Below are 23,256 nucleotides of genomic sequence, written 5' to 3' on the forward strand. Positions count from 1 at the left end.
GAGAATTAATAAAACAATGAGATTTCCTTCTAGGAAATTAAAATCAAAACCTCTCCAAGAGGAAAGCCTATGAAAACAATAGATCACATACCTACTAACAAATTACAACGCGCATCAAAATTGGTTAAAACTGGGGCTAAGGTTGGAGTAAATTATGTGAAATATTATGGAGAGAAGGTAGTAAACCCTTCATTATCTAAAGAAAAATTAAACGAAAGTAATGCCGAAGATATATACGACGGCTTAAAAAGTTTAAAAGGAAGCGCACTAAAAGTGGCTCAAATGTTAAGTATGGAAAAAAACATTATGCCAAAGGCATATGTAGAGAAGTTTTCACTTTCTCAATTTTCAGTACCACCTCTTTCTGCACCTTTAGTACGTAAAACTTTTAAAAAGTATTTGGGGAAATACCCAGAAGATTTATTTGATACGTTTGAAGCTCAAAGTGTAAATGCTGCTAGTATAGGACAAGTTCACAAAGCTATACTGGATGGGAAAAAACTTGCTGTGAAAATCCAATACCCTGGAGTTGCAGATAGTATCAGTAGTGATCTGGCTCTAGTGAAACCGATTGCTTCTAGAATGTTTAATCTACAAGGAAAAGGAAAAGAAAAGTACTTTAAAGAAGTAGAAGATAAACTTTTAGAAGAAACCGATTATACACTAGAGCTAGCACAAAGTATGCAAATGGTAGAAGATTGTGCTGCTATCCCTAATTTACAGTTTCCAAGGTATTATGCAGACTTATCTAGTGAACGTATCCTTACCATGGATTGGATGGATGGACAACACTTAAGTGAGTTTGTAGCTCAAAATACTAGTCAGAAAGCTGCAGACCAATTAAGTCAAGCATTGTGGGATTTTTATATGTTCCAAATGCATCGTCTTAAAAGAGTACATGCAGATCCGCATCCAGGAAACTTTTTAGTAAATGATAAAGAGCAGCTTATTGCGATTGATTTTGGATGTATCAAGCACGTTCCAGAAGAGTTCTATACCCCCTACTTTGAGTTAGCTGAAAAAGAAAACATTAATAATCCAGAAATTTTTAAAGAAAAATTATTCGAATTAGAAATTTTAAGAGAAGATGATACACCAGACCAGATCAAATTCTTCTCAGACTTGTTTCATGAGATGTTAAGTCTATTTACAGAACCTTTTCATCAAGAAACATTTGATTTTAAAGACACTACTTTTTTCGATAAGATCGCTGCATTAAGCGAAAAATATAGTAAAGATACTGAGATTCGAAAAATGAATGGAAATCGCGGAAGCAAGCATTTCCTATATATAAATAGAACATTTTTTGGACTCTATAATTTAATGCATGATTTAGGAGGACGTATCAAGGTAAATAACTTTGAACAATACGCCTATAAAAATCGTGTCGCATAAAGCATAATAATTTGATTAGCCAAGCTTTTCAATTATTTGGTTAGGTTGTTTTAAAGAGAGCGCTTTCAGTCGGGCGCTCTTTTTTTGTTATAGATTATGAATATCCTACTATTACTATGCGTGCATACTAAACGATCTACGCTTTCTTCCTAAAAGGTAACCAAAAACATATATTTGTGATACGTGTTTTTTCACTTTCGTGAAAACATATAAAGTAATACTTATACGTCACCATCTGATTGTGTGACCTTTAAAATAAAAACCTATATGTATAATTCTAGAATCGCCGGATTAGGCGCATATGTTCCTGAAAATGTTGTTACTAATGATGATCTATCAAAACTGATGGATACAAATGATGCTTGGATACAAGAGCGCACTGGAATTAAAGAACGTCGTCATATCAAAAAAGGAGATGGAAATTCTACTGCAAAAATGGGCGTAAAAGCTGCTACAATTGCTATAGAACGAGCAGGCCTTACTAATAAAGATATAGATATGATTGTCTTTGCCACCTTAAGTCCTGATTATTACTTTCCAGGTTGTGGGGTACAGGTACAACATCTTATGGGTATGGAAACTATTCCTGCGCTAGATGTACGTAATCAATGTAGTGGTTTTGTGTATGCACTCGCTACAGCAGATCAGTTTGTAAAAACAGGAATGTATAAAAACGTACTCGTGATTGGTGCCGAAAATCATAGTGGAGGTCTTGACTTTACAACTCGTGGTAGATCGGTTTCTGTTATTTTTGGTGATGGTGCCGGTGCTGCGGTATTAACACGTGAGGAAGATACTTCTAAAGGAATCCTCTCTTCTCACTTGCATAGTCAGGGAGAACATGCTTTAGAACTTTCCCTTAAAGGCCCAAGTACAGAACAATGGGTACCAGAAATTATAGCAACAAACCCTACAGAAGATATTCCATATTACCCGTATATGAATGGGCAATTTGTATTTAAAAATGCAGTGGTTCGTTTTTCTGAAGTCATCAAAGAAGGTCTTGCCAAAAACAACTTAACTGCAGAAAATATTGATATGTTGATTCCGCATCAAGCGAATCTTCGTATTGCACAGTTTGTACAAAAGAAATTTGGCCTAACTGATGATCAGGTGTTTAATAATATTCAGAAATACGGAAATACCACGGCAGCATCCATTCCTATTGCATTAACAGAAGCATGGGAAAAAGGAAAAGTAAAAGAAGGAGATACCGTAGTACTTGCAGCCTTCGGTAGTGGATTCACATGGGCTAGTTCTATTATTAAGTGGTAAGTACGGTACAATTTCCTTTCAGGAAATCACTTAGCCATCTTCTATTAGAACTATAAAACATGAATTAACGGTAAGTGGTTGTTATTGCTTTTTTGTAAACTGCGAAGCACAAAAAACAATAACGTTCTGCTCCAAAATGAATGTAATAAGTTATCGTATGTATGTCAAAACAAGCATCTAGTTTAAAAGACGATTTTGAAAAGGAATTAGAAAAACTCCAATCAGACACTGTTTTATCTCCCCAATACAGAAAACGTAAAACAATCATCTGGTTGATACGTACCATCATTGCCTGTATTCTATTTGTAATTTTCTGGAAGCACACATGGGTACGATGGGCATTGATCGCTTACGTCCCTTTAAATCTTTTTAGCTTGTTTTCTATTTATGGCAGTAAAGCTATTATGAATAGAAGTATACAAAAAACGCGTCGTAAGATAGAAGACGCTGAACGCCATTTTGAAGAGTAAACTACCTTGAGGTATTTATACGAAACTGCCTTTTAATTTCAAGATGAGCCTGCTGGCAGAAGCAAGTTCAACTGTTTATCTTATATGCGTTTTACAGACTTTATAAAATAGTGCTTCTCTAATAAAATCAAAGATTCAGGTATACGCTTTCGCGAAAGCGATCTTGCAAGACCTGTCTACCAGAAGGCAAATTCACAACCAAAAAGGAGAGCACAGCGTTAAAGTGTATAAAACAACTTATAATACTCAAAATGAAGTGTTATGCTATTGTAGCTCCTCATTTCAACATGACACTTCCCTACCCTTCTTTCTTTAGAGAAAATCATTTGTTACCGTATGGAAACCCGTAAATAAAAACATACGGGTTTTACTATTTTCACTAATTACAATAACCTTTTAATCAACTAGACACTATTGGAAATAGAAATTAATTACCCAAGAGATAAATTTGATAACGAACTGGAATATTTTATTAAAAAAGGAGAAGGTATTTATCAAAGATTTAAGGAGTTATCACGTAATAAACAACAATTAGATGGTTTCTACAGACAATTAAAGATCTGGAATGAAGAAGTGATGATGTTTTTAAAAAATAGACTCAGTTCACCTGAGAATCCACATGTACTCCGTTTTAAAAAAATAAATTTAGTAGATGGACAAACGTTGATGAAAGCATTAAAAGGAGAAAAAATAAATACTACTCAAAGAAATTACGAACACCTCCTAAGCTGTAATCAAAAACAAATAGATATTCTAGTAACATTAAAAAACACTTCTAAATATATGCCCGTAGCAGCACATTTTTCTACAAATACCACAACAAAAAATGATTCAAAAAAAGGAATCTTCATAAGTCATTCTAGTAAAGACAAAAAGATTGTTAGACAATTAATAAATATTCTAGAAGACATTGGTGTTTCCAGTGAGAAAATCTTTTGCTCATCGTATGAAGGATATGGTGTGAAGTTAGGGGATGATTTTCTTGTAACCATCAAGGAAAAATTAAGTACTAATATTTTAGTTCTTTTTATTTTATCTGAAAATTTTTATGCGAGTCCTATGTGTCTTTGTGAAATGGGAGCTACTTGGATAAAAACAAATCGTCATATCCCAGTAATTGTACCTCCATTTAACTTCGAAGACGTTAAAGGTGTGATTCCTACAACCAATGGTATGAAAATTAATGAAGCATCAAAATACGAAACCTTTAAAGAGTATATAGAAGATTATTTTGATTTAAAGCCTATTAAAAATGTAATATGGAAAGGAAAAATAGATAATGCATTAGAAAATATAGAGCGATTATTAGCTATATAAAAACACTCTAAAGTAAACCCCAATTCTCATTGATTAACTTATATATACATGACTTATATAGAAACGCTTAATAAGCTTTTAGAAAAGAAGATAGAACGTCAAGCTCTTTTATCTCAGAAAAGCAAAGAGTTTAAGGCCCTACATGATACTATTTCTGGGGCAAAAAAAGGAAGATGGCTAGGTTCTTCATACTTACTTATAAAACGAATTCTTTCTATATTTATAGGAGTTGCGTTAATTCTTATTGCATTATTTTTTTTACTATTCCCTGAAATTATTTTAGAAAACCAAGAACTTCATGATAGTTTGATGAAAGGAGCAAAAGCGCATTATTTAGAAGTTACTGGAGAAACCATTACACAAACTCTAATAAATATAACTTCAGATGAATATGATTTTAACTATAACAGTACCGCATCTATGTTAGAAAATTTAGAAGATGGTATGGAAAAATCACTCGAAAAAGAAATCATCTTAGGTTTTCAGTCTCTGTCAGGACTTTTGATCATTCTAGCATTTGTATTTCTTTATATAAGTAGAATGTCTAGAAAAATGAAAGTTCGCAATCAGAAAATATCTAGCGCAGAAACCATAACACAAGAAATCATCCAAAGTTTTACAAAGAATATCATTGAAGAAGAAAAAGAACTTATTCTTTTACAAGAAATGATACGTACTTCTATAAAAGATAATACACCTCCTCATAGACCATAACAATCATACGTTTACTAAAATTTAGTTGTATACGCTTTCGCGAAAGCGTAACAAGGCTTAAAAGAATTAGGATTCATGCTATAAAAAAGTCATGTAGTATGAGTCTTGAGACAAAAGTGATTCTGAGTCATCTCGACAAAAGGAGAGATCACACAAGTAACTTACAATTATCCGATTTCCAACCTACGGCAGGCAAGCTCGTCACTCATACCTCGTTCTGTCGAAATAACGAGGTTTGATTTCTCTTTTATTCGCTTTCGCGAAAGCGGAACAAGACTTAAAAGAATTAGGATTCATGGCTATAAAAAAGTCATGAAGTATAATTCTTGAGACAAAAATGATTTTGAGTCATCTCGACAAAAGGAGAGATCACACAAGCAACTTATAATTATGCGATTTCCTACCTACGGCAGGCAAGCTCATCGCTCATACCTCGTTCTGTCGAAATAACGAGGTTTGATTTCTCTTTTATACGCTTTCGCGAAAGCGGAACAAGACTTAAAAGAATTAGGATTCATGGCTATAAAAAAGTCATGAAGTATGAGTCTTGAGACAAAAGTGATTCTGAGTCATATCGACAAAAGGAGAGATCACACAAGTAACTTATAATTATGCGATTTCCTGCCTACAGCAGGCAAGCTCGTCACTCGTACCTCACGAAATAGTCTAGCATCAAAACTGTAACATTCAAAAAAATAGCAAGTCTTTAGAAAAATAAAACTTTCAAAATGATCCGTAAACCATCACTATTACTCGCACTTATTTTCTTAATAAATCCATTTCTATCTATGGCATGTAGTATGTACAAGATCACAAAAAATGGAATTACTATTGTCGGGAACAATGAAGATTGGCTAAGTCCTAACAATCAGTTTTGGTTTGAAAAAGCAGATCAAGGTAACTATGGGGTGATGTATATGGGATTACTTGACAATTTTGCTCAAGGAGCCATTAACGAAGCAGGATTAGTATTTGATGGATTTGCAAATCCAGAATTAGCTATAGAAAATACAGACGGGAAATTAAATATTTCTATTGGAACGGCTATCAGAAATGTGATGCAAACCATGAGTACTGTAGAGCAAGTAAGTGACTATTTAAACACTATAAACTTAAGTTCCTTATCTAGTAGTCAAATAGTTTTTGTCGATAAATCAGGAACCTACCTAATCGTAGAAGGTGATCTATTTATTATAGGTGAGGAATCTGAAAAAGCATTCTCAAATTTCTATTACTCACAAATCGCTTCTGAAGATGAAGTAGAACTAGAAAACTTCCAAAACGGACGTTCATTTCTAAATAAAACTGAAGGAGAATCGTCTTTAACCTACTGTGGAGAGGTAATGAAAAACTTATCTAATACTGATGTGTTTTCTACACAATACTCTACCGTATATAACTTAAATACACTTACGGTGAGGGTATATCTTTTTCATGATTATACAGAATATATTGACATTGACTTGAAGAAGGAACTCAGTAAAGAAAATCATAAAACCATGATTGCCGACCTATTTCCAAAAGAATCCATCGGTAGTAAACACTATCAAAACTACAATGATACAGAAAACCCTACGCGTTTCTTAGAAAGTATTATAAACTCAAAAGAGTATTCAGAAAAAGAACTTACAGAAGAAGGATTCAATACTATTGTAAACATGATAGGATATGAATGGATAAGAAAAGAAGATCCTACAACTGCTATTAAAGTTTTTGCTTATGGTGTTTCCTTAATGCCTAATGATGCAAACTTATATGATAGCTTAGGAGAAGCGTATTTTAAGAATAAAGACTGGAGTAATTCTATTATAAATTATAAAAAATCTTTAACTCTTGATACCTCCAATGAGAATGCAGTAACGATGATCAAAAAAGCAGAAGAGAATAAATCAAAAAGTTAATTAAAAGAGGAATGTTGTGTAACAAATTTTCTGACCATCCGTCAACAGATTGAACTTACATATCAATCAATGAAAAAAATTACACTCCTCCTTTTCGTCATAGGAATCCTATCGTGTCAATCTCAAACAACAAACAGAAAACCTACAACAAGCAACTTTGAACAAGGGTCAAATAGCACCATTTCAAACCTCACACCTGAGCGTATTGATAACCTAGAACTATTAGGTAAAATCTGGGGGTTTTTAAAATACCATCATCCCGCAGTAGCTAAAGGAACCTATCAATGGGATTATGAATTATTTGCATTTTTACCTAAATATCTAGAAACTACAACCAATGATAGAGATCAATTACTACTAGAGTGGATACAAACTTTAGGTGAAGTTCCAGCTTGTAAAAAATGCACGTCCACTTCTAATAATGCACAGATTAAACCCAATTTGAATTGGATAGAACATCATAAATTAAAGGCAAGCTTAAAAGAAGTACTACAACATATTTATCGCAATAGACATCAAGGCAAACAACAATATGTCTCTATAAAACCTTTTACAGGAAATCCACAATTCAAAGAAGAAACATATCCAGCACCTACCTATCCAGATGACGGATACAGATTATTAGCGCTATATAGATACTGGAATATCATTCATTACTTCTTCCCATATAAACACATCACTGATAAAAATTGGGATACAACACTAAAAGAATACATCCCGCTATTTATAAATGCAAAAAACGAACTTGAATACGAACTCGCTGCTATAAAAATAATTGGAGATGTTCAAGATACCCACGCAACACTGTGGGAAGGGAATGATAAACTTAAAGAATGGAAAGGTAAAAACCTCCCTCCTTTTAGAATGCAGTTTATAGAAGATCAACTTGTAGTTATAGATTATTATAATGAGGCATTAAAACAAGAAAAAAATATTGAAATAGGTGATATTATCACAACCATCGAAGGGCAACCTATAGAAACGTTCATTAAAAAACTATCACCTATTACCCCTGTTTCTAATAAGGCCTCTTTATATAGAAAATTAGCCAGTACTCTCTTGCGTTCTAATAAAGATAGTATTGATGTGGGTATTATTAGAAATGGTAAAAAAGCATCTTTTCAAGTTGCCGTATATCCAAGAAAAGAATTAGATCTTCAGCGCTGGTTTGATCAAGATAAAGAACAGCGATTTTACTTTTTAGATCACAATATAGGCTACTTGAGTGTGAAGCATATCGAAAAAAGTGATATCTCAAAAATTAAAAAAGAGTTCATAAATGCCAAAGGAATCATTATCGATCTACGTCATTATCCAAATACGTATATCCCTTATTTATTAGGTAGCTATTTTGTAGAAGAGTCGACACCTTTTGTAAAATTTACAGTACCTAATAAAAATAATCCCGGCGAATTTACATTCAGCAAACCGCTCTCCATTCCACCTTCCAAAAATCCATATACTGGGAAAGTTGTTGTCTTGGTGAATGAAAATTCTCAAAGCCAATCAGAATACACAGCAATGGCATTTCAAGCAGGTGTACATACTACCGTAATAGGAAGTACAACCGCTGGCGCAGATGGTGATGTTTCAGAAATTGAATTACCTGGTGGACTCGTCACTATGATTTCTGGAATTGGTGTTTATTATCCTGATGGTACCGAAACACAACGCGTAGGTATTATTCCTGATATTAAGGTTATTCCTACCATACAAGGCATCAAAAATGGAAAAGATGACGTACTGGAAGCAGCAAAAGCTTTTATTTTAAAGGACTAAAAATAATCGAATAATCGTATTCCTTTATACGCTTTCGCGAAAGCGAACCAGGGAAACTCACGACCATAGAGAGAGCGAAGCAATAAAGCGGAACAAGACATAAAAGAATTATAAATCAGGACTAAAGTTAAAAAGCTCCTTCCCTCAGCGAGGGAAGGTGGATATATCCAGGAACGAGATATAGACGGAAGGGAGAGATCAAACTACTAGTTGAATAAGTTTATCAAAGTATTACAATCTTCAACAAAACTCCTATAAATAAGAGGTTTATCTTTTTTATAGTATTTTAGGTAACTATATACATTGTTTGTAAACTATAAACTCAAAAATGCAAGAAGAAGAAAAATTTGACTTTTTTATTAGTCACGCGTCTGAAGACAAAAAAACTTTCGTTAAGCCCCTAGTTAAGATGTTAACAAATAATGGTTTTAATGTATGGTATGATGAACTTACACTAAAAATAGGAGACTCTTTATTTAGTTCAATTTCAAATGGTATAAAAAACTCAAGGTACGCGATTTTAATATTGAGTAAAAGTTTCTTTTCAAAACAATGGACCAAAAAAGAATTAGAAACACTTATTAGTAAAGAGGTTTACAATGAGAAAAATATTATTCTTCCAATATGGCTAGGTATAGACTTTAAAGATGTTTATAACTTTTCACCAATGTTAGTCGATAAACTAGCTGTTCAAGTAACCAATAACGAAATAGAAAAAGCATACAATGCGATTTTAAATAAATTTGAAGATAATGTAATAACTCAAAATTCAGTTGAGAAAATAGTAAACGATATTATCAATTTCAGTAAAGATGATAGAAAAAAATATATCCTTGATTTAGAAACTAGAATAAAAAATCTATTTTATTATTCTAAAGAGTTTTATGAGTGGTATACATCTGATGATGCATTCGGAGATAAAGACTGGGATGATGAAATTCATGAAAAAAAAGATTTTGAATTATTAACAAAATACAACTTACCTGTCGGTTTAAGTCACAATAATGAATATCATGCAGATTTTGACATGAAAACAATTATAAGGCTTTGCAAAAAATGGATTAATCAAAAAATTTCCTTAAGTGAAGCTGCTTTTTTGGAATATATGCTTGATGATGGAATAGATACTGACCCTCATTTTATTTTATATGGAGAACTAACGAAGCATCTAAAAGATCATCATGCATATTATTCTAGTTTAGCTGGAATTTACAACGCAGGAATAAAAAAAAGAATTAGTGAGGTAGAATTAGAAAACGCAAGATCTAAAGCTTTCGCTAAATTCTACAATATAGATAATATTAAGATAGAATAGATAAAAAATACAACAACATATAAAACAATGTAAATTTCGTGTTTAACTCCGAAGGTTTTCTTTTTACAATATCGTTCAAGCTTATCTATTATTTTTAATTTGGCAATAAACAAAACAAATCAATTTCTATGAAAAAAATAATAACTTCTCTCTTAATCATATGTTCTCTAAATAGTATCGCTCAAGAAAAAATTAAAATCTCAGGAGGTCAAGTATATTCAGAAAATCAACTTGGTATAGATATTTTCTATTTTGTACATCAAACATTTGCTGATGCATTTTATATGAATGGTTTATCTAAACAACTAACAAATGATGAAATGTATTCTATACTAGAAAATGTATACTATCGTGTGACTAAAGAAGAGAAAGTACATGTTACGATAACTCAGGAAAACGGTCCAGACGCTGTATTAGCTTTTCAAATAATAAATACAAAAGATGGCGATTTATTTGTTTTAGCAACTAACTTTAATAATAAAACTAGAGTATTCGAAGAAGAAATCGACCCTGAAAATTCAATTTATAGATGGTATTTTATGAATAAAGGAAAACTTGTATACCGTAAGGATCTATATTCTAAAAAAGCAGAAAAAGAAAATAGTAAAGAGACCTATTTACTGATTGATATGTACTTATTTGATGACAATTTTAAAAATGATAAAAAAGCAAAGCCTTTAATTGATAAATTATTAGCATCAAATGAAAGTGACACAAATAAATTATATGGATATTTATATTTAGGAGAGTATTGGCTAATGAATGGAGATCTTTCAAAAGCAGAAGAGTCTTTAGCAATACTAAAAAAATTCTTTAATGAAAGTTCTACAATTCCTAAAGGATATGACCTCATAACTAAAATGGCTACAACAGAAGTAGAAATGATGAAACGTTTTATAAATAATTAAAACCATGAACACCAAAGAAAACCTCATCAAAACCTTAGACCTCCTTCCCCATCCAGAAGGTGGATATTATAAAGAAGTGTATCGAAGTGAAGGAAGTATACCTGCAAATGCACTTCCTGATGTTTATGGCAGTGATCGAAATTATGCGACGAGTATTTACTTTTTATTGACCTCCGATAGTTTTTCTGCTTTTCATAAAATCAATCAAGATGAGATTTGGCATTTTTATGACGGCGCTCCAATACGATTACATATCATTTCTAAAGAAGGGAACTATACTTATCATATTATTGGACGTGATATCATCTTAGGGCAAGTACCGCAACTTGTGGTACAAGGAGGTGATTGGTTTGCAGCCGAAGTGGTGGGCGATAACACCTATGCTTTTGTAGGGTGTACCGTGGCACCAGGTTTTGATTTTAAAGATTTTGTCTTACCAAGCAGAAAGGAATTAATAGATTTGTTTCCTGAACATAAAGCTGTGATAACACAACTAACTCGTTTGTAAATACACTTATGAAACCTGCATTAAAATATATAGAATTAAAAAGTGATTATAACGATAATGGCTTAGCATGGATAGGTATGGTTGAATTTTCAAAATCTGGACGTACCGTCTATTTTAACGGGAAAGCTTTAAAAAACTCAGGGGCTCAAGGAATTGCAGGAAATTATTATGATCTTGAAACTGGCGATGAATACTGGATTTCTGGAGTTAAAAAAGATGGAACAGATAGGCACTATGCTGGTGTAGGAAAAGTCATGATCGATAGAGACGTTGTTTCTCTTTACTTGAGTCAAGTAAACTTTAGCTCATTAAATAAAAATCGATTTGAATTAGTTGATATTTTACCTACAGATAAACAGAAGTTTTCTAAAATAGAAAATGACAAATTATAATAGAAGATCAAATGAAATTTCTAGCCTACAGAATATACCCTGAACCAAAGGGGACAACGTATTATTCTTCAGATTTAGATACAGAACAAAAAGTCATTGAGTTATTTGATTATTGTCAAATTTTAGAAGCTATTATTACCAAAGAAAGATGGCTTTTTTTAATGGACACTTTTGGGTTAAAAAAGCTATTCGAATTGAATAATATAAGCGGATGGCAAGATTGTGATACTATTTCTGAATATAAATTATATATTGAAGGAGAAATACAACATAAATAAAAAGTCCCGTAACGTAATACCTATGAAAAAAACAATATTCCTTTATACGCTTATTCTAACCACTGTTACATTCTTTTCGTTTACAACAATAACTGATACAAAAGCACCCAAAGTAGCAACTATCAATTATTATGAGCAAGATTTACAACTTAAAGAGTTAATTACAAGTATAGAAAAACAAGACAAAGTAGCTATTATTTACTTCTATGCTGATTGGTGTGGCCCATGCAAACGGTTTAAAAAGAGCTTTAAAAGTAACTTGGTAAAAGAAGCATTAGCAAATGCTGTTTTCATTAAAATAAATGTAGATGAAGATGTAGAAAAACAAGGTGTTCATGCAAATTACGGTATCAATGTAATCCCTACATTTATAAAAACCAATCCAAATGCAGACGTCATTGCAGAAATCACCAGTGATGAATGGGATGAAGATATTCCTGAAAACATCTCTAAGGTGATGAACTCTTTTATTAATACAGATACGTATCATAAATAAAATACTATGAGTTACTTTATGGTCGATATAGAGAGTGATGGTCCTATCCCAGGAGATTACTCTATGATTAGTCTAGGTGCTGTTCTCGTTGATGAAAAACTAGATAGAACTTTCTATGGAGAACTAAAGCCTATATCTGAAAACTACGATCCAAAAGCCTTAGCCATTTCTGGTTTTTCAAGAGAAAAAACACAAACTTTTGATGATCCAAAAACGATAATGCTCAACTTCAAAAACTGGATTGAAGAAAATTCTAAAGGACGTCCTATTTTTATAAGTGATAACAATGGTTTTGACTGGATGTTTGTGTGTTGGTATTTCCATCACTTTATACAAGAAAATCCTTTTGGATATTCCTCCCGAAGAATCTCTGATCTCTATTGCGGTTTAGAAAAAGACACTTTTGCAAAATGGAAACATTTGCGTAAAACTTTTCATACACATAACCCTGTAGATGATGCCATGGGAAATGCTGAAGTATTAGTACTTATGAAAAATGAAATGGGATTAAAGATTAGTTTGAAATAAATAGGCTATCATAAATTTAGAATTAGAAATAGAAACAATTTTTAGTGAACATCTAAGTTATCATGATTTTGATATAGCTATCGCATTAATCCAAAAGTTGATTACAAAAAATAATCAACTTGAAATATTCCAAATTCTTTGGAATAAGTCTATAAGTGCTCAAGATCAAAATAAACATGTCTATTTATCAGCACTTACATTATATAAATTAAACATTAATTGTCCATTAAGCCTCAAAAGTTCGATTCATCAAATTACTGAAAGTGAATGGGACATAAGCATAGAAGAAGTTCCTTGGTATTTAGTCAATCAGTTTTCAAAAGAAGCAATCATAGCGCTCCTAAAAAAAATTGATTTTAAAACTCAAGATCAAAAAATAAAACTCCAGACAATAGCGTATTGGGTAAAATTATCAAAATGAGATTAAACCTTCTTGTCATTAGAACACAAAACCCTGAAGCATTAAAATCACAATACGAATTATTAGGTATGAATTTCGAATATCACAAACATGAGAAAGGTCCTTACCATTATGCTTGTGAAACAAACGGATTTGTTTTTGAAATATATCCATTTACAAAGTCAATGAAAGAAGCTGACGCATCACTTAGACTCGGGTTTGATATCAAAAATTTATTTCAAACTATAGAGATACTTAAGAATACAAACTGGCAAATACTATCTGAGGTACAAGAAACACCTTGGGGACCTAAGGCTATCGTACAAGATTTAGATGGTAGGAAAGTAGAATTAAAAAATCATATCCTATAAATACATCTAATATTCCCTCATATACATAGTATCTAATAAATAAAGAATTTTCTTTTTTCTAAAGATTATCAAATAGATACTGAAATACCTGTACCTTTACCGACTGATAACCTCTGCAACATTATTACCTACACTATGGATAAAAATGAGTTTTTAGAAAAGCATATCTTCACTGACCTTCAAAAGATACATCAAGAATCAGATGCCGATACTATACATTATTTTTCAGAAGCAGACTTTGCAGTTATCCTTGAGCGAATTGAGCATTTTGGAATTGGTATCTATGGCATTGAACCTTGGTTTAATGGTGAATTCTATGGTGTAAAAACCAATGAAGATTACAGAAAAAAAGCAACAGATCCTAAATGGTATAAAAGAGCTTTTTTTGAATTTAAAAAACAGCAAGCTAATTTACAGTATGCTGCTACTTATAGAATTTCAGATAAACTACTAGCTAAAGCAACAATAAACTCTTAAGTATTTTAATATCAAAAAAACCTATTACTCATAATGAATAATAGGCTTTTAAATAATCTTTATTGGCACCGCCAAAGGGTATAATACTCCGAGACTAGCTATAAATTAAAATTTAGTATTGTATAAATGCCTCGCGGGCTTGTCCAGAGGTAGTTTACTAGATATTGTTGCAATACAATTATTTCTTTCTTATAATTAGATATTTTCTTTCTAGATTACTTTCAATTTCTTCCAAAAAAATAGTGTAATCCTTAGAAACATGTATTGTAATCTCATCTTTCACTTCAAAATCTCCATTATTCATTTTAAGTAGTATCGCTTCTCTACTTATCATGTTAATTAACGGACTTCTTGAAATTTTAATACTATCATTGTTTTCAAAAGTAACAGCAGTCAATAAATCAAAATTCTTTCCTTGTTCAGTTACTTTTTCTAAAAGTAAATATTCTCCTTTCTCTAGGAATACCTTCTCATAACTACTATCTCCAAACTCATTAACGACTATTAATGAATCAGAAAACATAGAACAGCTTTCTAATAAAAGCATTGTACTTAAAAGTAAAATAGATTTTTTAAACATAAAATGCCCATATCATAATAGCGTCAAAAACTCTTAGTATTCCCTACTATTTATAATTTGATTAGAATTTTAATTACGTCCACCCTTCTCTCTTTACAAGATTTGCTATGTGCATATAGTGATGCATTCCATGCCAGGCATATTGCCCTACATTTTGACGTAAAGAAATTGTTTTATTACCATCAGGATGTATAAACGTACGTTCTAACTGTTCATCACTTAAACTACGTAACAAACGTACTAATTTATAGTGTACTGCTTCGAGGTGTCGTAAAGACCATTCGACGGGCATTCCATCAAGATCTGGAAGGTTGGTCCATTCTTTTTCTAAATACGGCTTAATGGTTGGGTTATCTTCGGTAAGTGCCCATTTAAAACGAATATAACTATGGTGATGACTATCTGCCACATGATGTACTACTTGTCGTACAGTCCATCCTTCTGGACGATAGGGTGTGTCTAATTGTTCATCTTTCATTTCGCTTACCATATCACGCAATTGTGCTGGCAATACTTCTAGAATAGTAATCCATTCCTTTAATTTCTCATCAGAAATGGTATCTGGTGGCGTAAATGTGCCTATTGGGTATTTGAGTGCTTCCATACCCTAAAAATAGAAAAAGTGCCTATGGTAATAGGCACTTTCTTATGAGTAGTTATTCACAGTTTATACAACTAATGAATAGGTATTCTTTATTTTCTTTATACGCTTTCGCGAAAGCGAACTTGTGAAATTCACCACCATTAGAATAGCAAAGCGCTAAAGCATATATAACTTATTTTACAGCAACCAGTTCTACATCAAAAACTAGCGTAGCATCTGGAGGAATCACACCACCAGCACCACGGCTACCATATCCAAGATCTGAAGGAATTATTAAACGCGCTTTATCGCCTACACTTAATAACATGATTCCTTCATCCCATCCTGCAATAACTTGTCCTTGGCCGATTGGAAAATCAATAGGTGCGTTACGTTTATACGAGCTATCAAAGACAGTTCCATCAGGAAGTTGCCCTTTATAATGTACCGAAACAATTTGTCCAGCAGTTGGTTTTGCACCATCTCCATTTTGAATTATTTTATATCTCAGACCACTTTCGGTTTTATCAAATCCAGCTGCAATCTTATCTAATTGCGCTTCTTGAGCTGCTTTTGCTTCAGCAATTCTTCTTTCTCTAGCACCTTCAAACGTTCTAAAAGCTTCGATAGCATTCCATGCTTCAGCATCAGCTCCTTGACGTACAATAGCAACAGTATCCATAGTATCTCCCTGTGCAATCGCATCGACCACATCTTGTCCTTCTATAACAGATCCAAAAACAGTATGTTTACCATCTAACCATGGTGTCGCTACATGCGTAATAAAAAACTGACTTCCATTGGTACCAGGTCCCGCATTGGCCATACTCAATTTACCTGGCGCATCATGAACAAGGTCTGGATGAATCTCATCATCAAACTGATATCCAGGGCTTCCTGTACCTGATCCTTGAGGGCATCCTCCTTGAACCATAAAATCAGGAATTACTCTGTGAAATTTTAATCCGTCGTAATAAGGAGTTCCTTGTGGCTTAGCGCCATTCTCCATATTTCCTTCTACTAGCGCTACAAAATTACCTACTGTTCCAGGTGTTTTTTCATGCTCTAGTTGTACTAATATCTCGCCTTTTGGCGTACTAAATTTTGCGTAAATACCGTCTTGCATTCCTTCATTTTTTTATTGAGGTGCAAAGATAGTTATATCCTAATGAAGGGTAAAGTATTAGCCTTTAGATTTTTTGAAACTACTGAAGTATTTTTTTGCTTCTTTCATCACTCTAGGTGCCATATATATGGTAGCAAACATGGTAGGAATAGCCATTAATGCAAATACACCATCTATCAGGTTAATCATCATATCTAGTGTGGTCGTTGCGCCTAGCATAATACTCGCCACATAAAATATATTATAATATTTCTTGTTTTTGGCACCTGCTAAGAAACTTAAACTCTTTGATCCATAATAGGAATACGAGAATAATGACGAGATACTAAACACCGCAATACAAATTAATAAAATATACTTTCCTGCGCTTGGGATTGCTTTCGCGAAAGCGGTTGCCGTAAGGCTTACACCACTTGCTCCTGTATTTTCCCATACACCTGTTACCAAAATAGCCAGTGCTGTAAGTGTACAAACAATAAGCGTATCAATAGCAGGTCCCAACATCGCAACAAGCCCCTCACGTATAGGCTGTGCTGTTTTTGCAGCTCCATGTGCCATAGGTGCAGTACCAATACCCGCCTCGTTAGAAAAGGCGCCTCGTTTAATACCTAGTACAATCAATGCTCCTAATATTCCTCCATACAATGGTTCTCCTTTGTATAATGTTGCTGAAAATGCGTCGGTAAGAATCAATTTAAAGTATTCTGGAACAACTTCTATATGAACAATAAGAATATACATCACAGCCATAAAATACAGTACCACCATAGAAGGTACTAATCGAGAAGCCGTTTTACTAATACGATTCAATCCTCCTAATACGACAAAACCAGTAATAAGGACTAATATGCCACCTATAATAAGATTTGTTTCAAGTCCTACTTTTACTCCCTGAGGCTTGAGTAATATATCATTAATTGCTTGAGTTAACTGGTTGACATTAAAAACAGGTAATGCTCCTATCAATGCAGCGACACTAAAGAAAACAGCCAGTGGTTTCCATACTTTCCCCATGCCTTCTGTAATAAAATACATAGGTCCTCCTTGAGCAACACCTTCACTATCGGTACCACGATACATTACCGCAAGTGTTCCTGTAAAGAATTTTGTTGCCATACCTACAACAGCACTCACCCACATCCAAAATACAGCGCCAGGCCCTCCTATCGCAATAGCCACAGCGACCCCTGCAATATTCCCCATTCCTACTGTAGCAGATAATGCAGTTGTTAATGCTTGAAAATGGCTAATCTCTCCAGGATCATCAGGATCATCATACTTTCCGCGTAATACTTGAATAGCATGTCCTAAATAGCGAAAAGGTAAAAAACGAGAATAAAACAATAAAAAAAGACCTCCGCCTATTAATAAAACTAGTAAAGGAATACCCCATACTGCTCCTGAAAAAGCTTTTATAATTGAGTCTAATTTTTCCATAAATGATGCTCCATAAATTTGCTTAAATCTACAACTTATACCATTTAGAATGTAAAATTGGATAAAAGAATTTGAATTATAATGTATTCAAATGAGATAGAAAATCAAATCATAGCCTTACTTACGGTTCTATTTTATATTGAAATACGTGTACTGAGCGAAGTTGAAGTATGAATAAAGCTGCAACAAATTATTCATCTTATTGTATGTTTTAATTGGTAGTACACCTCTTTTTTCGATAGATAAATTAATTGAACTATCTTCCGACTTTGTAAATTTAAAAACTACATGAAAAATCCTACCTGTGTTTTACGATTTAAAAGAAGTTTCACACTACTATCAATCTTACTATTATTCAGTAATTTACACATATTAAAAGCACAAGAAGATGTTTCTAATATCACGATAGTTCCTGAACTTGTTTTTGGTACATCTGTAGCGTCTAATAAGACATTTCCAGAACGAAATCCTCAAATACAAGCTGTTTTTAATATCCTATGGCATCATGAAAACAACACACAAGAATGGGCACAACGTCTTAAAAGATTACGTACAGGAATAAGTGTAGGGTATACCAATTTTGGAAATTCTGAAAGCCTTGGCGGTGCCTATAGTGTAGTGCCTTTTGTAGCGTTTAATGTGTTTAAAAAAGAACGCTTAACCACTCAAATAGGTGTAGGTGTCTCTTACTTTACAAATGAGTTTGATTTTGATACCAACTTCTTTAATAGAGCTGTAAGTACAGATCTTACTTGGTCTTTTAAAGCGTTTATGCACTATAACTTTCTTCAAACAGAAACGATAAATTACAGAGTCGGTGCTGGTCTTTTTCATCATTCTAATGGCCATACACGGCTTCCTAACCAAGGGTTTAATTCATTCTTATTAAGTCTTTCTGCTGAGTTGAAAAGTCCTAAGTATAAGAGTTACAAAGAAAATATCACAGAACAGCCTACACCAGAAAGAAACGTTCAAAACTATATTGCGATACGTGCAGGTATTGGACAAAATGTATTTAGTGATATTTCCATTTTTAATGATAAAAAAGAAGTCTACACCATTTCAGCAGAATATGGTAAGATATATAACAAAACTCTAAAAATTGGAGTGGGTGCTTTTTACAGAGTATACGAACATTATTATGATTATATAAGAGGGAATGAATTCTTAGTTAGGGACGGAGAAGAATTTGTTTCTCTTAGAGACAATCCTTGGGATAATGCATCTAACTATGGGCTTTTTGCAAAAGGAGAACTCCTTTTAAATCATGTAGGTGTAGAACTACAATTGGGTGTTAATTTTCATAAACCTGCTTATGATATTGATTGGCGTATTAATGAAGGATGGGATTTTGCCCCTAGAGAAATTCCAGATGGATGGGTATTTGGAGAATTTGATTCTAAATTTAGAGCTAAAAAAGCCGTGAGTACGCGTGTAGGGTTAAAGTATTATTTAATAGGAACTGATAAAGCGCCAAAACATAATCTATATGCAGGTGCCTTTATCAATGCAAATTTAGGACAAGCTGATTTTACAGAACTAGGCATAGGCTACGTAAGGTCATTTTAATAATACAGTCTAAAAACTGTATTAAATGTAGTTTCTAATACATCATTTTTAAATTCTTGAATAGTAGCTGTATTATCTACTCTAAAAAATTGTTCTATTGTATGGGACCGCAACAGCTAACAACGGTGGTACTATTACTAACGGAACATGGGCACATATAAACAATGAGACCGAATTACTATTAAATTTTGGAACCTCCTCACCATTAGATGAATTAGAAGACGATTGGGATATCATTTCTGTGACAGAAACCCAAGCAGAGCTTCAAGATGTGAGTGGCGGTAATGGGGGAACTGATACATTGATATTAACAAGATTATAAATTATGAAAACACTGAATAAATTATTTATTGGTACTTTATTTGTCATAGGTGATAGCTTTACATAGTTGTACTACCGATGATAATAGCAATAGCAGTAATAACACGGATGCTCAAATCATGGAAGCACAAAGTATTGCAAATACAGGGACTTGGATCATTACCAACTTTAATGATTCTGGACAGGATGAAACACCAGGTTTTAATGACTATACATTTGACTTTGGAAGCGAAGGTGTATTAACAGCTACCAATGGCACAAATACACTAACGGGTACTTGGTCTATCACTGTCACTGATGACAGTAATAGTAGTAGTAGTAGTGATGATGATGATAGTTCTGATGATGATATCGATTTTAATATTTTTTTCTCTGTTTCTCAATCTAGTGATTTTGAAGATTTAAATGATGATTGGGATATCATGTCTATTACAGAAAATCGTATAGAACTTAGAGATAGTGGAGAAAATGGAGGAATAGACGTAGTCGTATTTGAAAGAAGTTAACAAACAACGCCCTGAATAATTAGTTTAAATCGATAGATTTAAATGATATCTCAAAGAAGTTATCTCATAGATAGCCTCTTTTTTATTGTATAATTATTTTTGAAACAAACACTAACACACCACTACTGTTAAACAACAATTAAAATAAAGAAAAATCTTACATATTAATATTTTAAAAATTTAAAAAAGTATATTTGTTCTGGTTATCAATAAAGTGCCCCCCTATTTATTGATTGATTATATATTATAATGATATATACACTCGTAATATATCATACAGATTTATTGATACTAACCAATGAATAAAGACATAGACCCTACTTCTGAAGTTATCGAACTTCTCGATAAAGCGTATGCACTACGTGGTGAAAATATGCACCATAGTATAAAACTCGCCCAAGAAGCACTCAAAAAAAGTAGAATCCTTAATGATTCTTCTCTTATAGGGAGTAGCCTAAGCAAACTTGCTTTATTCCACATGGTAAGTGCAGACAATCAAAAAGCTATTGAGATGTCTGAAGAAGCTATCACTCATTTTAAGAAAGACAATGATGAGTTAGGCATCGCTAAAGCCAAATATAATATTGCAGGAGTTTATTATAAGACGAATAATTACCATTTAGGAATGTTTCATCTTATTGATTGTCTTACCATATTTCGGAAACACGATGATAAGCATAATGAATCTAGAACTCATAAAACCCTTGGAACCATCTACGAAGTTTTAGGAGACCAAGAAAATGCCATCATGGCTTATAAGAGCGCAATTGCCTGCGCTAAGGACGTAAATGATAAAAATCTAGAGTCTAATGCCTATAATCCACTTTCAGGGATTCTTCTTAAAAAAGGAGAAATTAAAGAAGCTTTAGAAATCATAGAATCATCTGTTACTATAAAAACAGAAACTAAAGATACACGCGGGTATGCCTTTGCCATTTATGGACGTGCAAAAGTATTAACCTATCTAGAGCGATATGACGAAGCTCTAAAAGATTTTGACGAAGCACTAGCCATTCATAAAGACGTAGGAGATCAATTTGCTATAGCAATGTGCCATAATAAAATGGCAAAGCTATTTATAAAAACTGGCAAAAGAGAGATGGCAAAAAAATGCTTACGCATTGCCATAGATATCAGTACAGAAAATAACCTCTCTATTATGAAATATAAATGTTATCAATTTATGTATACCATTTATAAAGAAGAAGGAGATACAGAAATATCATTACAATATTTAGAAAATTATATACAAGAAAAAGATGCTGCTCTAAATTCTCAAACACTCAAAGTAATTGAGAACTATGAACGTATTTCTAAAATACAATCTAAAGAAAACAAAGCAAAATTAGAACGACAAAAAGCCGAAATCACAGCCAAACAAGAACGCGCAGAACAGGAAGCATCTATGAAACAAAATTTCCTGTCGGCGATGAGTCATGAGATTAGAACTCCTCTAAATGCAGTGACTAGTATTATCTCTTTACTTCGAGAACGATCAAATGAAGAAGAGAAAAAACTACTAACATCACTACGCTTCTCTGCAAATCACCTCATGCATATCATTAATGATATTCTTGATTTTTCCAAATTAGAATCCAATAAAATGGATTTAGAAGAACATCCTGTAAAATTCAAGGAAGTATTACGAAATATACAGCAAACCTATGTGAGTCTTGCGGAAGATAAAGGCATTTCCTTAGATTTAAAAATAACGGACACCGTAGCTGATAGTTATGAAATAGATGAAACCAAATTATTTCAAATTATAGGGAATCTAGTCAGTAATGCAATAAAATTCACAGAAAAGGGTAGTGTAGAAATCTGTGTAGCGACTAGTATTGTTGGTGAAGAAAAGGATACATTATCCTTTAAAGTAAAAGATACAGGTATTGGTATTCCAATGGCAGAAAGAGAAAAACTCTTTGAAAGTTTTTATATGCCTAAATCTATCATGACCCGTAACGATGGAGGCACTGGGTTAGGACTTTCTATTGTTAAGAAATTAATCGAACTTCATGATAGTACCATATCTATAGATAGTGTTGAGGGAGAAGGTTCTGTATTTACATTCGAATTGGAATTTAAAAAATCAGAAGCACCTGTTCATATGGACAAAGATGTCTTCAAGTCACTTCAAAACAAAACTGCTATCCTAGCAGAAGACAACGAGATTAATGCCCTTGTGATGCGACAACTACTTAACAAATGGGGTATCTCTATAAAACGTGTTAAAAATGGTAAACAAGCTATTGTTCAGGCACATGAATTTAAAGTAGATTTTATTTTAATGGATATTCATATGCCAGAAATGAATGGTTTTGATGCCACAAAAATTATTAGATCTACAGAAAATATAAATCAACATACACCTATTTTTGCATTAACCGCCGATGTAACTTCTGCAAACAAAGATGAATTCGCACATCTATTTGATGGTTTCTTATGGAAACCTATAGAAATTCAACGCATGTTTGATGCGCTTACCAAAATATACTCCGAAAAAGATATTCCAAGTACTCGTTTTATAGATGCAAAATAAAAGGTATTAAACCTCAAGGATAATCCTAGATCTTATAAAAAGAATCAATCTAAAAGTAGGCGTTAGTTAAA

The 23,256-nt window shown here is 32.9% G+C and carries 25 protein-coding genes; 21 read left to right on the forward strand and 4 right to left on the reverse strand.

Features of this window, described 5'->3' with window-relative positions; genetic code table 11:
• The first annotated feature begins 69 nt into the window (after positions 1-69).
• From Q1A01_RS08275 to Q1A01_RS08355, 17 genes are all read left to right on the forward strand, one after another.
• Entirely contained in the window at positions 70-1,395 is a 1,326-nt protein-coding gene (locus tag Q1A01_RS08275; protein WP_299678760.1) for an AarF/UbiB family protein, read from the forward strand.
• 267 nt (positions 1,396-1,662) lie between these two features.
• Positions 1,663-2,670 (forward strand): beta-ketoacyl-ACP synthase III, encoded by a 1,008-nt coding sequence (locus Q1A01_RS08280; protein ID WP_089371592.1) that lies wholly within the window; start codon positions 1,663-1,665, stop codon positions 2,668-2,670.
• 161 nt (positions 2,671-2,831) lie between these two features.
• Positions 2,832-3,140 carry a hypothetical protein gene (locus Q1A01_RS08285; RefSeq protein ID WP_299678774.1) on the forward strand — a complete coding sequence of 103 codons (309 nt, stop codon included), beginning with the start codon at positions 2,832-2,834 and terminating at the stop codon, positions 3,138-3,140.
• A 414-nt stretch (positions 3,141-3,554) separates the two neighbouring features.
• Entirely contained in the window at positions 3,555-4,457 is a 903-nt protein-coding gene (locus Q1A01_RS08290; RefSeq protein WP_299678777.1) for a toll/interleukin-1 receptor domain-containing protein, read from the forward strand.
• 48 nt (positions 4,458-4,505) lie between these two features.
• Entirely contained in the window at positions 4,506-5,171 is a 666-nt protein-coding gene (locus Q1A01_RS08295) for a hypothetical protein (RefSeq protein ID WP_299678780.1), read from the forward strand.
• A gap of 728 nt (positions 5,172-5,899) precedes the next feature.
• A complete protein-coding gene (locus Q1A01_RS08300) occupies positions 5,900-7,072 on the forward strand; it encodes a hypothetical protein (protein ID WP_299678783.1) in 1,173 nt (390 codons plus the stop codon).
• A gap of 69 nt (positions 7,073-7,141) precedes the next feature.
• The gene (locus tag Q1A01_RS08305; protein ID WP_299678786.1) at positions 7,142-8,851 is read left to right on the forward strand and encodes a S41 family peptidase; all 1,710 of its coding nucleotides are present in this window, start codon (positions 7,142-7,144) and stop codon (positions 8,849-8,851) included.
• Positions 8,852-9,179: 328 nt separating this feature from the next.
• Positions 9,180-10,166 (forward strand): toll/interleukin-1 receptor domain-containing protein, encoded by a 987-nt coding sequence (locus Q1A01_RS08310; RefSeq protein WP_299678789.1) that lies wholly within the window; start codon positions 9,180-9,182, stop codon positions 10,164-10,166.
• A gap of 128 nt (positions 10,167-10,294) precedes the next feature.
• Positions 10,295-11,074 (forward strand): hypothetical protein, encoded by a 780-nt coding sequence (locus Q1A01_RS08315; protein WP_299678792.1) that lies wholly within the window; start codon positions 10,295-10,297, stop codon positions 11,072-11,074.
• A 4-nt stretch (positions 11,075-11,078) separates the two neighbouring features.
• The gene (locus Q1A01_RS08320; RefSeq protein WP_299678795.1) at positions 11,079-11,582 is read left to right on the forward strand and encodes a cupin domain-containing protein; all 504 of its coding nucleotides are present in this window, start codon (positions 11,079-11,081) and stop codon (positions 11,580-11,582) included.
• A gap of 8 nt (positions 11,583-11,590) precedes the next feature.
• On the forward strand, positions 11,591-11,974 hold the full coding sequence (locus Q1A01_RS08325; protein ID WP_299678798.1) for a hypothetical protein: 384 nt from the start codon (positions 11,591-11,593) through the stop codon (positions 11,972-11,974).
• A gap of 11 nt (positions 11,975-11,985) precedes the next feature.
• The gene (locus Q1A01_RS08330; protein WP_299678801.1) at positions 11,986-12,252 is read left to right on the forward strand and encodes a hypothetical protein; all 267 of its coding nucleotides are present in this window, start codon (positions 11,986-11,988) and stop codon (positions 12,250-12,252) included.
• A gap of 22 nt (positions 12,253-12,274) precedes the next feature.
• On the forward strand, positions 12,275-12,748 hold the full coding sequence (locus Q1A01_RS08335) for a thioredoxin family protein (RefSeq protein WP_299678804.1): 474 nt from the start codon (positions 12,275-12,277) through the stop codon (positions 12,746-12,748).
• 6 nt (positions 12,749-12,754) lie between these two features.
• Positions 12,755-13,276 carry an exonuclease gene (locus Q1A01_RS08340; protein WP_299678807.1) on the forward strand — a complete coding sequence of 174 codons (522 nt, stop codon included), beginning with the start codon at positions 12,755-12,757 and terminating at the stop codon, positions 13,274-13,276.
• Positions 13,277-13,373: 97 nt separating this feature from the next.
• Entirely contained in the window at positions 13,374-13,697 is a 324-nt protein-coding gene (locus Q1A01_RS08345; protein ID WP_299678809.1) for a hypothetical protein, read from the forward strand.
• A complete protein-coding gene (locus Q1A01_RS08350; protein ID WP_299678812.1) occupies positions 13,694-14,047 on the forward strand; it encodes a hypothetical protein in 354 nt (117 codons plus the stop codon). The genes Q1A01_RS08345 and Q1A01_RS08350 overlap by 4 nt, the downstream gene beginning before the upstream one ends.
• A gap of 135 nt (positions 14,048-14,182) precedes the next feature.
• The gene (locus Q1A01_RS08355; protein ID WP_299678815.1) at positions 14,183-14,524 is read left to right on the forward strand and encodes a hypothetical protein; all 342 of its coding nucleotides are present in this window, start codon (positions 14,183-14,185) and stop codon (positions 14,522-14,524) included.
• Between the two features lie 178 nt (positions 14,525-14,702).
• On the opposite strand, the gene Q1A01_RS08360 is transcribed toward Q1A01_RS08355, so the two are convergent.
• From Q1A01_RS08360 to Q1A01_RS08375, 4 genes are all read right to left on the reverse strand, one after another.
• A complete protein-coding gene (locus tag Q1A01_RS08360) occupies positions 14,703-15,071 on the reverse strand; it encodes a hypothetical protein (protein ID WP_299678818.1) in 369 nt (122 codons plus the stop codon).
• Positions 15,072-15,177: 106 nt separating this feature from the next.
• Positions 15,178-15,708: a YfiT family bacillithiol transferase gene (locus Q1A01_RS08365; protein ID WP_299678820.1), complete on the reverse strand. Its 531-nt coding sequence runs from the start codon at positions 15,706-15,708 to the stop codon at positions 15,178-15,180.
• Positions 15,709-15,880: 172 nt separating this feature from the next.
• On the reverse strand, positions 15,881-16,813 hold the full coding sequence (locus Q1A01_RS08370) for a peptidylprolyl isomerase (RefSeq protein ID WP_299678823.1): 933 nt from the start codon (positions 16,811-16,813) through the stop codon (positions 15,881-15,883).
• 57 nt (positions 16,814-16,870) lie between these two features.
• Positions 16,871-18,250 (reverse strand): alanine/glycine:cation symporter family protein, encoded by a 1,380-nt coding sequence (locus Q1A01_RS08375; RefSeq protein WP_299678826.1) that lies wholly within the window; start codon positions 18,248-18,250, stop codon positions 16,871-16,873.
• Positions 18,251-18,538: 288 nt separating this feature from the next.
• Here Q1A01_RS08375 and Q1A01_RS08380 point away from each other — a divergent pair, with 288 nt between their 5' ends.
• The 4 genes from Q1A01_RS08380 (at position 18,539) to Q1A01_RS08395 (ending at position 23,185) form a co-directional block, all read left to right on the forward strand.
• Entirely contained in the window at positions 18,539-19,819 is a 1,281-nt protein-coding gene (locus tag Q1A01_RS08380; protein ID WP_299678829.1) for an acyloxyacyl hydrolase, read from the forward strand.
• Between the two features lie 97 nt (positions 19,820-19,916).
• Positions 19,917-20,141 carry a hypothetical protein gene (locus tag Q1A01_RS08385; RefSeq protein WP_299678831.1) on the forward strand — a complete coding sequence of 75 codons (225 nt, stop codon included), beginning with the start codon at positions 19,917-19,919 and terminating at the stop codon, positions 20,139-20,141.
• Positions 20,142-20,190: 49 nt separating this feature from the next.
• The gene (locus tag Q1A01_RS08390) at positions 20,191-20,646 is read left to right on the forward strand and encodes a hypothetical protein (protein WP_299678834.1); all 456 of its coding nucleotides are present in this window, start codon (positions 20,191-20,193) and stop codon (positions 20,644-20,646) included.
• 298 nt (positions 20,647-20,944) lie between these two features.
• Positions 20,945-23,185, forward strand: a complete 2,241-nt coding sequence (locus Q1A01_RS08395; protein WP_299678837.1) for an ATP-binding protein — start codon at positions 20,945-20,947, stop codon at positions 23,183-23,185.
• The last annotated feature ends 71 nt before the right edge of the window (positions 23,186-23,256 follow it).

The organism is uncultured Dokdonia sp. (genome assembly GCF_947492815.1).
Taxonomy (GTDB): Bacteria; Bacteroidota; Bacteroidia; order Flavobacteriales; family Flavobacteriaceae; genus Dokdonia.

Bases quoted from the DNA above. Each gene is read 5' to 3' on its own strand.
- Q1A01_RS08275 (WP_299678760.1), top strand. From the start codon at position 70: ATGAAAACAATAGATCACATACCTACTAACAAATTACAACGCGCATCA.
- Q1A01_RS08280 (WP_089371592.1), top strand. From the start codon at position 1,663: ATGTATAATTCTAGAATCGCCGGATTAGGCGCATATGTTCCTGAAAAT.
- Q1A01_RS08285 (WP_299678774.1), top strand. From the start codon at position 2,832: ATGTCAAAACAAGCATCTAGTTTAAAAGACGATTTTGAAAAGGAATTA.
- Q1A01_RS08295 (WP_299678780.1), top strand. From the start codon at position 4,506: ATGACTTATATAGAAACGCTTAATAAGCTTTTAGAAAAGAAGATAGAA.
- Q1A01_RS08300 (WP_299678783.1), top strand. From the start codon at position 5,900: ATGATCCGTAAACCATCACTATTACTCGCACTTATTTTCTTAATAAAT.
- Q1A01_RS08305 (WP_299678786.1), top strand. From the start codon at position 7,142: ATGAAAAAAATTACACTCCTCCTTTTCGTCATAGGAATCCTATCGTGT.
- Q1A01_RS08310 (WP_299678789.1), top strand. From the start codon at position 9,180: ATGCAAGAAGAAGAAAAATTTGACTTTTTTATTAGTCACGCGTCTGAA.
- Q1A01_RS08315 (WP_299678792.1), top strand. From the start codon at position 10,295: ATGAAAAAAATAATAACTTCTCTCTTAATCATATGTTCTCTAAATAGT.
- Q1A01_RS08320 (WP_299678795.1), top strand. From the start codon at position 11,079: ATGAACACCAAAGAAAACCTCATCAAAACCTTAGACCTCCTTCCCCAT.
- Q1A01_RS08325 (WP_299678798.1), top strand. From the start codon at position 11,591: ATGAAACCTGCATTAAAATATATAGAATTAAAAAGTGATTATAACGAT.
- Q1A01_RS08330 (WP_299678801.1), top strand. From the start codon at position 11,986: ATGAAATTTCTAGCCTACAGAATATACCCTGAACCAAAGGGGACAACG.
- Q1A01_RS08335 (WP_299678804.1), top strand. From the start codon at position 12,275: ATGAAAAAAACAATATTCCTTTATACGCTTATTCTAACCACTGTTACA.
- Q1A01_RS08340 (WP_299678807.1), top strand. From the start codon at position 12,755: ATGAGTTACTTTATGGTCGATATAGAGAGTGATGGTCCTATCCCAGGA.
- Q1A01_RS08350 (WP_299678812.1), top strand. From the start codon at position 13,694: ATGAGATTAAACCTTCTTGTCATTAGAACACAAAACCCTGAAGCATTA.
- Q1A01_RS08355 (WP_299678815.1), top strand. From the start codon at position 14,183: ATGGATAAAAATGAGTTTTTAGAAAAGCATATCTTCACTGACCTTCAA.
- Q1A01_RS08360 (WP_299678818.1), bottom strand. From the start codon at position 15,071: ATGCTTTTATTAGAAAGCTGTTCTATGTTTTCTGATTCATTAATAGTC.
- Q1A01_RS08365 (WP_299678820.1), bottom strand. From the start codon at position 15,708: ATGGAAGCACTCAAATACCCAATAGGCACATTTACGCCACCAGATACC.
- Q1A01_RS08370 (WP_299678823.1), bottom strand. From the start codon at position 16,813: ATGCAAGACGGTATTTACGCAAAATTTAGTACGCCAAAAGGCGAGATA.
- Q1A01_RS08375 (WP_299678826.1), bottom strand. From the start codon at position 18,250: ATGGAAAAATTAGACTCAATTATAAAAGCTTTTTCAGGAGCAGTATGG.
- Q1A01_RS08380 (WP_299678829.1), top strand. From the start codon at position 18,539: ATGAAAAATCCTACCTGTGTTTTACGATTTAAAAGAAGTTTCACACTA.
- Q1A01_RS08395 (WP_299678837.1), top strand. From the start codon at position 20,945: ATGAATAAAGACATAGACCCTACTTCTGAAGTTATCGAACTTCTCGAT.